This is a genomic window from Sphingomonas sp. IC081 (assembly GCF_006874585.1).
In the GTDB taxonomy this organism is placed as follows: Bacteria; Pseudomonadota; Alphaproteobacteria; order Sphingomonadales; family Sphingomonadaceae; genus Novosphingobium.
Map to the genome: position 1 here is coordinate 1 of NZ_CP029768.1, position 7,130 is coordinate 7,130.

12 protein-coding genes are annotated in these 7,130 nt (G+C 62.7%); 9 read left to right on the forward strand and 3 right to left on the reverse strand.

The features are described from left to right. Window positions 1-351: 351 nt before the first annotated feature. Together DM450_RS25545 and DM450_RS25550 are read left to right on the forward strand one after the other, a co-directional pair. Window positions 352-954, forward strand: a complete 603-nt coding sequence (locus DM450_RS25545) for a helix-turn-helix domain-containing protein (RefSeq protein WP_164546221.1) — start codon at window positions 352-354, stop codon at window positions 952-954. Then, window positions 951-1,370 carry a hypothetical protein gene (locus tag DM450_RS25550; RefSeq protein WP_010337277.1) on the forward strand — a complete coding sequence of 140 codons (420 nt, stop codon included), beginning with the start codon at window positions 951-953 and terminating at the stop codon, window positions 1,368-1,370. The genes DM450_RS25545 and DM450_RS25550 overlap by 4 nt, the downstream gene beginning before the upstream one ends. 141 nt (window positions 1,371-1,511) lie before the next feature. Here DM450_RS25550 and mobQ read toward each other — a convergent pair whose 3' ends face one another. Further along, a complete protein-coding gene (gene mobQ / locus DM450_RS25555) occupies window positions 1,512-2,744 on the reverse strand; it encodes a MobQ family relaxase (RefSeq protein ID WP_231736769.1) in 1,233 nt (410 codons plus the stop codon). 146 nt (window positions 2,745-2,890) lie between these two features. On the opposite strand from mobQ, the gene DM450_RS25560 reads away from it, so the two are divergent. The 6 genes from DM450_RS25560 to DM450_RS25580 all read left to right on the forward strand — a co-directional run bounded on the left by DM450_RS25560 (window position 2,891) and on the right by DM450_RS25580 (window position 4,658). Beyond that, window positions 2,891-3,166, forward strand: a complete 276-nt coding sequence (locus DM450_RS25560) for a hypothetical protein (protein WP_010337271.1) — start codon at window positions 2,891-2,893, stop codon at window positions 3,164-3,166. Further along, window positions 3,159-3,596, forward strand: a complete 438-nt coding sequence (locus DM450_RS25565; protein WP_066769916.1) for a hypothetical protein — start codon at window positions 3,159-3,161, stop codon at window positions 3,594-3,596. The genes DM450_RS25560 and DM450_RS25565 overlap by 8 nt, the downstream gene beginning before the upstream one ends. 65 nt (window positions 3,597-3,661) lie before the next feature. Continuing rightward, window positions 3,662-3,940, forward strand: coding sequence for a BrnT family toxin (locus DM450_RS25570; protein ID WP_010337273.1), 279 nt, complete (start codon window positions 3,662-3,664; stop codon window positions 3,938-3,940). Further along, the gene (locus DM450_RS25575; protein ID WP_029547671.1) at window positions 3,924-4,202 is read left to right on the forward strand and encodes a BrnA antitoxin family protein; all 279 of its coding nucleotides are present in this window, start codon (window positions 3,924-3,926) and stop codon (window positions 4,200-4,202) included. The genes DM450_RS25570 and DM450_RS25575 overlap by 17 nt, the downstream gene beginning before the upstream one ends. Before the next feature lie 2 nt (window positions 4,203-4,204). Next, a complete protein-coding gene (locus DM450_RS26430) occupies window positions 4,205-4,339 on the forward strand; it encodes a hypothetical protein (protein WP_260610793.1) in 135 nt (44 codons plus the stop codon). 85 nt (window positions 4,340-4,424) lie between these two features. Beyond that, a complete protein-coding gene (locus tag DM450_RS25580; protein WP_185928891.1) occupies window positions 4,425-4,658 on the forward strand; it encodes a hypothetical protein in 234 nt (77 codons plus the stop codon). Window positions 4,659-4,784: 126 nt separating this feature from the next. Here the strand turns inward: DM450_RS25580 and DM450_RS26435 are convergent, their stop codons facing one another. Next, window positions 4,785-5,030: a hypothetical protein gene (locus tag DM450_RS26435; RefSeq protein ID WP_142640284.1), complete on the reverse strand. Its 246-nt coding sequence runs from the start codon at window positions 5,028-5,030 to the stop codon at window positions 4,785-4,787. On the opposite strand from DM450_RS26435, the gene DM450_RS26040 reads away from it, so the two are divergent. After that, window positions 5,029-5,196: a hypothetical protein gene (locus DM450_RS26040; protein WP_185928892.1), complete on the forward strand. Its 168-nt coding sequence runs from the start codon at window positions 5,029-5,031 to the stop codon at window positions 5,194-5,196. The two genes, DM450_RS26435 and DM450_RS26040, sit on opposite strands and share 2 nt — an antisense overlap. 175 nt (window positions 5,197-5,371) lie before the next feature. Here the strand turns inward: DM450_RS26040 and DM450_RS25590 are convergent, their stop codons facing one another. Then, window positions 5,372-6,727, reverse strand: a complete 1,356-nt coding sequence (locus DM450_RS25590) for an IS1380-like element ISPme1 family transposase (RefSeq protein WP_012112698.1) — start codon at window positions 6,725-6,727, stop codon at window positions 5,372-5,374. Window positions 6,728-7,130: the final 403 nt, after the last annotated feature.

A 7,130-nucleotide genomic window follows, 5' to 3' on the forward strand; every position in this document is an offset into this window, starting at 1 on the left:
TTACCCACCCCCCGCCGCCGCCAGCTTTTGGATAGCGCTATGGCGGGGCATGGATAACTCGCAGCCCCCTTTCAGGGGGTAATCATAAGATCATAGAAGGGATTAAATAAAAACCATTTATAATCATCAACTTAGCGGGGGGGGGTAGCTCACCAGCTATGAGCTACCCCTAGCTCACCAGCTATGAGCTAGGTTCGAACAAAATTCGAAAATTTATGATTGAAATTGCAACACGTTTTCGGCACGTCGGTTTTGAATTTCATTCAATGACGTTCTGATTTGGATCATAGATGAGCTAGGGGTAGCTCACGCTGGATCAAATTTATCAGTCTGTGGGACTGGGGAGTGCCAATGTCGCAAGAGTCAAAGCAACTGGGTTTGACCACCGCACCGGGCGGGACATGGGTGCAGACTGATCGCGCCGCTCATGAGAGATGGGCGCAACTGGCCATCGCCAACCCCCGTGCGTCATCGGTGCTTCATGTGCTGGTGGCTCAAATGGGACGGCATAATGCCATTGTGACCAGCCAAACGACATTGGCAAAGGCAGCCCATTGCTCACTCCCCACCCTTAAGCGGGCTTTGTCCATACTTCGCGAACAAGGGTGGATCGAAGTCCGCCAGATCGGCCCAACCGGGACAGCCTGCGCTTATATCATCAATGATCGGGTCGCATGGAGCGGCAAGCGTGATGGCATTCGCTACAGCTTGTTCTCAGCGGCTGTGCTGATTGCAGATGATGAACAGCCGGATCGTGATGAACTGGGCGCACAACCGGCGCTCCATCGCCTGCCGAACCTGTTCCCGGGAGAGCGTCAGTTGCCAAGCGGTCCGGGCCTTCCGCCCCCGTCTGAACCATCACTTCCGGGGATGGAACCTGACTTGCCCGCGCAGTATATGGAAACCCCGGAAACACCACCATTTGAACGATTGGAAACGGGTGAAGATTCGTGACCTATCTAAGTCTAGGAGAAGCCGCAAAGGCTGCTGGTGTTGCCAAGGGAACTATTAGCAAAGCCCTGAAATCAGGTAAGCTAAGCTATGCTGACAAAACCCCTGCGGGATACCAAATAGACCCCGCCGAACTGTTCCGCGCGTTTCCACGGAAACAGCCAGAAACCGTTGAATATGAACGATTGGAAACTCCAAAGGAAACGGTGGAAACGGCTGTGCTACGGGCACAGCTTGAAGCCGCCGAACGGAGGGCCGCAACTGCCGAGGCCGACCGGGACGCTTGGCGGGAACAAGCGCAACGTGCGACACTCGCTTTGACCGATCAACGTGCCGCCCCTCAACCCGTCCCCCAGCGTGGATTCTGGTCCCGTCTGTTCAGCCGCCAGGGCAACAGCCCTAGCGGCGATGAGGCATGAGGGCGGCGGGTTTCACCTGAACCCGCGCATGGCTGACCGCCCCAGTCGCGACCACGCCGCCGCTGCGATCTGGCTGCACGAAAAACCCTGACGCATTGGAAGTCCGCACGAAAACCCCGATTTCAGGGTTTTCCGTCACCCTCACAGGCTCATGCCGCGATCCCGTTGCAGGACCAGCTCGCGCTCGTGGAGCAACTGCCCCACCGCCCGCGCCATTTGGGGTTCGCGCTGGATCTGCTCGATGTAGAGATCCTTGGTGTGCTGGTTCGCCCCGTTATAGGCATCCACCGCCTTGCGGAGCGCCTCCGGGGTCGCCTTCCAGTCGCTGTTATGGTCGCCATAGCCGTGGGCGCCCGCCTCGCGCTTCCCGGCTATGGTCCTGAACTTCTCCGCCACCTTTTCCCGTTCCTGCGCCTGCTGGCGCTCCTGTGCCTGCTCACGGGCGCGCTCGGCGGCAAGCTGCTCCTGACGCTGCGCCTCGGCGGCATCGCGCCGATCGCGATCGACCGCGCCGCTCAAGGTCGCCGCGAACGCATGGAGTCTGCCCGATATGCGCTGCCCCGCATCGCGTAGCCACTCGGTCCCCCGCTCGATATACTGGCGCAGGCCCCGCCGCTCGATGACGCCGGCGTTGTGCTGGCCCACCATCGTCACCGGCTCATAGGCCCGCCCCTCCCGCATCGCCTGATGCTCGGCGCGGCGCTCCATCGCCGTCGCGCTCGGCCCCATATGCACGGTCGCCTCCTGCTCGATCCCCTGCCGCTGGTGGCTGCGATGGTCCACCCGCTCCACGCTACCGGCGCGCTCAAGGGCAACATTCTGCATCTCGGCCCACCGGCCACGCCAGCGCTCGACCTCCCCGCTCGTCTTCTGGTCCAGTTCGCGGGTCTTCTCGCCCAGCCCTTCCGGGCCGATCCGCCGCGTCGTCGTCAGCAGATGGGCATGATGGTTGCGCTGGTCGCCCTCGCGACCTGGTGCGTGGATCGCCACGTCCACCGCCACCCCATGCCGCTCGCTGATCTCCCGCGCGAGGCCCAGCGCAAGCTCGCGCCGCGCCTCGGCCGACAACTCGGCCGGAAGCGCGATTTCATATTCACGGGCGACGGTGGAGTTCTTGCGCGTCTCGGCCTGCTCGGCGGCGTTCCAGAGCGCGGCCCGGTTGTTGGCCCACGCCGGGGCGTCGGCGGGCACAACAAGCGCGTTATGCTCGACGCCTTGCTTGCGGGTGTAATCGTGGACGAGGCCGGTTCGCTCGTCCGTGATTTCGACGCCCGCACGATAAGCCGCTGCCGCCGTCGCACTGCGACCGGCGGAACGGCTGATCGTCTTAACCGCAAGATGGAAGCTCGCCATCGCCGCGCCCTTACTAGCCATGCGGGAGCATGGCGCGGGCGATAGCCCGCTGGGGTTCAGGGGTATCCCCTGACGCACGCAAACGCAAGTTTGCATAAGTGCGCCCTTCCTCTCTTTCGTTCGGTCGGGTCCGGTGCTATCAATATCGCGCAGCGAAAGGATTGACCATGGCCGCTCCCACGCCAGAGGCTATCGAAACCGCACGTCGCAAGGTCCAGCAGGCCAAGGCCCGGTTGCAGGCACTGGAAGCCCGCGCCGCCACCATGAACCGCAAGGCCGATGCGCGCCGCAAGATCATCCTCGGCGGCCTGCTCCTCGATGCCGCCATGAAAGACCCCGCATGGGAATCCCGCCTCAATGACCTGATGAACCGCATCAGCCGCGATCAGGACCGCAAGGCGTTCGAGGGCTGGACCTTCAAGGGAGGCCCTGCCGATGCCTGATCCCTTCGACCCTGCCGAGTTCGACGCGCCCCCTCCCTCCGATCCCGGCGCGGACTATCGCATCCTGCTCGACGCCATGCGGAAGGCCGGGGCCGAAGGGGTCGCCCAGCAGGTCGCCGCCCTGTCCCGCCAGATCGAGCATGACGCCCGCCAGCGCGCCGAAGCGGGGCAGCAGACGCAGAACGCGCTCAACGAACTCCTGCGGGCCGCTACGCAGCTTCAGCGCGTCAGCGCAGCCATCGGGTGGGAGCATCTGAAGGGATGGCTCTACGCGGCCATGATCGGGCTGGGCCTGATCTTCGCCGCGGCCCTCGCCTACCAGTGGGCGAAGGAACCCAAGATTGAACAGCGGCTATACGGCTGCACCGCACGATGGGACGCCAAAACTCAACGCTGCAAGGGCGATTGGGTGCCCTTGCAGGCGCAATAGGCCAGTTCATTATCGGGTGTACGTAAATTCTTGCTCTTAACATTTAATGGGTGTACGAGATTGCTATGGAAGTCGAGTTCGATCCGGCCAAGGACGAGGCTAATCTCGCCAAGCACGGCGTATCATTGCAGGCTGCGGCGGACTTCGATTTTACAACATCGCTCGACCGTGAAGACACACGGTTCGACTATGGCGAAGTTCGCTTCGTATCCATCGGCTTCATCGGCGACCGCCTCTATTTTTTGGCCTATGCCGATGGTTCAACGGACGATGCAATACGCGCCATCAGCCTCCGCAGAGCGGAGAAACACGAGGTGAGGTTCTACTATGCGTCCCAAGTTTGATCCCGAAATTCACAGCGAAGATGCTCCGCTATCCGAGGAGTTCATGCAGGGTATGCGTCCGGCGCGTGAGGTCCATGGTGTTGACTGGGTTGACGCCAAGATGGGCCGCAAGCGCGGGCGGCCCAAGCTGGATGCTCCCAAGGTCGAGGTGAAAATCCGCTTGGATGCAAAGACGGTGGAGCATCTGCGCGACAGCGGCCCCGGATGGCAAACCCGTGTAAACGCCCTGCTCGGCCAGCTTGTGGCGACGGGACAAATCTGATCGTGGGCCACGTGGAAGCCCGCGAAAGCTTCAAGGCCGAAGCCCTCGCCTCATGGGCCGAATATCAGGAAACCGGGCTGCATCTGACCGGCGAGGAAGTGGCCCGCTGGCTCGATCCGACATTCCGCCAACTGTGAGAACTACGCCCGGGTGAACCCGGCCTGCACGGCGCTGCGGTTCTTATTCCGCGTTACACTGGGCCGAACCGGCTTCGGGGACCGCATGGCGCGGATCCCGACGCCAGAACGGCCGCCGGTGATGCTAAGCACGCTAGAGCTGGCGCTGCCGGCGCATGCGCGAAGCCTGACGGAACGCGCCGCGCTGAGCATCACCTATGGCTGCGGCCTGCACGTCTCGGAAATCGCCAAGCTCGAGATCGCCGACATCGACAGCGCCCGCATGCTGATGGTCGACGGGGCGGCGTGGATCGTCACGGCGCGCAATTCGGCAAGCTGACAGGGATTAGCAGGGAAGACGCCCCGCTCGGTGGAGGGGGCGTCTTTGGCCGGTCAGTGGAACCAGATGAGGGCGTATTCGCAGACGGTCTCGGTTTCGGAGAAACACTTCGCCTTCTCTTGCCGATCAGCGGCAGACCCGTCGGCCGTTGACGATCGCGCAGCGTACCGGTGCCGGTCTCACGACCACAGCCCTCGGGACCGGTCTTACGACCACCGCTCCGGGCACGGGACGGCGCGCGACGACAGCTCCATTGGGTCCGGCGCATCCTGCTCTCACGACACCACGAGCACAAACGACGGCATTCGCATCCACCGGGACGGCGATCAGTGCCAAGCCGAGCATGCCAGAAGCCAAGATCAGAGTTCTCATGACGCTTCCCCTGTTGCTGACGGACGTTCCGTCGACCCAGGCCCGGCCGCAACGCAGCCGAGCCCTGGTCGATGGCTATCGAAGGTACTTCACCTTCACCTCGGCGATCTTGCCCTTGAACCGACATTCCCCAAGTGGCCTGCCGCTTGACTTCAAGATCGCCTGATTTTGCTCGCTGGGCAAGCGTTTTTCGCCCCGAGCGGTGTCTGTCGTCGCGCAAACGGCCGAAGTCGGGTGGATCAAGCCTCGAACCCGCAGCATTCTGGCCCGGCAGAGCCGCTTTTCCGCGCGGCAGACGGACCTGTCCTGCCGCTTTCGTTCAGCTTGGGCATGGATCGTGGTCATGCGCATGACGGAGGCGTTCGAAGACGGCGGATGGCGGCAAGGACGGCCCGCACCATCGGGCCGGTGACGGCGACCTCGGCCAACTGGAAGGTAATGGCGCGGGCGTGGCGGACGACGCGGGCGCCGATCTTGATCAGCTTGAGTTGCAGGCTGGTCAACGACCAGTCCGCCATGGCCTCGGGCAGTTCGATGCAGCGCAGGAAGGTTGCCAGGTTGTAGGCCAGCGCGTGCAGTTGCAGCCGCACCTCGTTGTGCCGGAACTTCCGGCATGACAGCCGCGTCCAGCGAAAGGCATATTTGCCTTCCTTGATGTGCTGCTCTGCGGTGCCGCGCTGGTTGTAGAACCTCACCACCCAGTCTGGCTCCATCGGCAGGTTGGTGACGATGAAGCCGACTTTGGGGAACAGCTCGCCCGGATGCCATTCGATCTTGGCGATGACGCGGCGCGGCTTGTCCCAGGACGCCGCCTGATACTCGAAGTCCTCGAAGAACCGTTTGACCTTGGTCAGCGAAGGCCGTCCCACGGGCCGTGTCAGCCGATGCGCGATCTTCTCGCGCAAGACGGCGTTGGCGGGCAGACGGATGGCGTAGAAGAACCTGGCTTCTTCCAGCCGCATATAGATCGCGGGGATCGCGTAGGCAGCGTCGGCCCGGAAGAAGCGTCCACCAAGGTCGCGGCCAGCATATCGGGCAATGACGGGATCAAGGACATCCCGCCAGCCATCGGCGCTGTGGACATTGCCGTTACGCAGGGCGCAGCGCTCCAGCATGCCAAACTGGTTGAACAAGAAGATGGGGTGATAGCAGGTGCAGTCGAAATGCCCGTTCCAGGCAGCACCTTCCTGATCGCCGTGGGTGGGGCTGACCGAGCTGTCCATGTCCAGCACGATGTATTTCAACCCGTTGCGGTCATGAAACCGGTCGATCCATTGGCCGTTCAGATCGGCCAGCGCCGCCCGGTTCGCGGCCAGAGCCAGCGTCTCGGTCTCGAACCGTCCCATCTGCGATGCCGAAGCAGCTTGCGCCTCGACGGCCCTGCCGCCAACGACCTGACGCATCACGGGATCGAGGGCCAAGCGGTCGGCATCGTTCACATCCTCGTATCCGGCCAGTCGTCCGAACACCGATTGCCGGAACAATCCGTCAAGCCGATGGAGCGTGTTCTTCCCGGTGCGGCTGTCTCGCAGCGCCTCCGACGCCAGATTGGACAGGCCGAGCACGTCATCAAGCTCGCGCATCACCAGCAGGCCACCGTCTGAACTGATCTGCGCACCACGGAACTCCAGACGCACACGGCGGTCGAAATCAACCCGATCTCCCCGCGCCAAGCCCGCACCCTCCAGGTGATCCATGAAACGCGCCCCTCGCAGCCGTCAACGCCATGATTTATATGCGAAATATCACGATTACGACAGCGAAATCAGCGACTTACTTGGAGAATGTGGGTCGATAGCTGGGGCACGGCAGGCGAGGGCGAATGTCCGCCTTGCCATCTGCGCGGAACCGAAAACCCCTGATTTTACCCTCTGGTGCCCGTCAGGGCACCGCCAAGCCCTTGGATGGCGAAACCTACCCCCCAACGCCTCCCTGCGCTCTATGGGCCGGAATCGCCTCCTGCACACCCCCTGATAGCCAATTGCGACCTTGCAGCGTGTGCGACGTGGAAGGGATGCGGATTCCTGTCCGTCATGCGCCTAACGCGTGCCGCGACTAGCGGCACTCATCATCACCGCCGTAGGCGGCCTGATTAGCGAG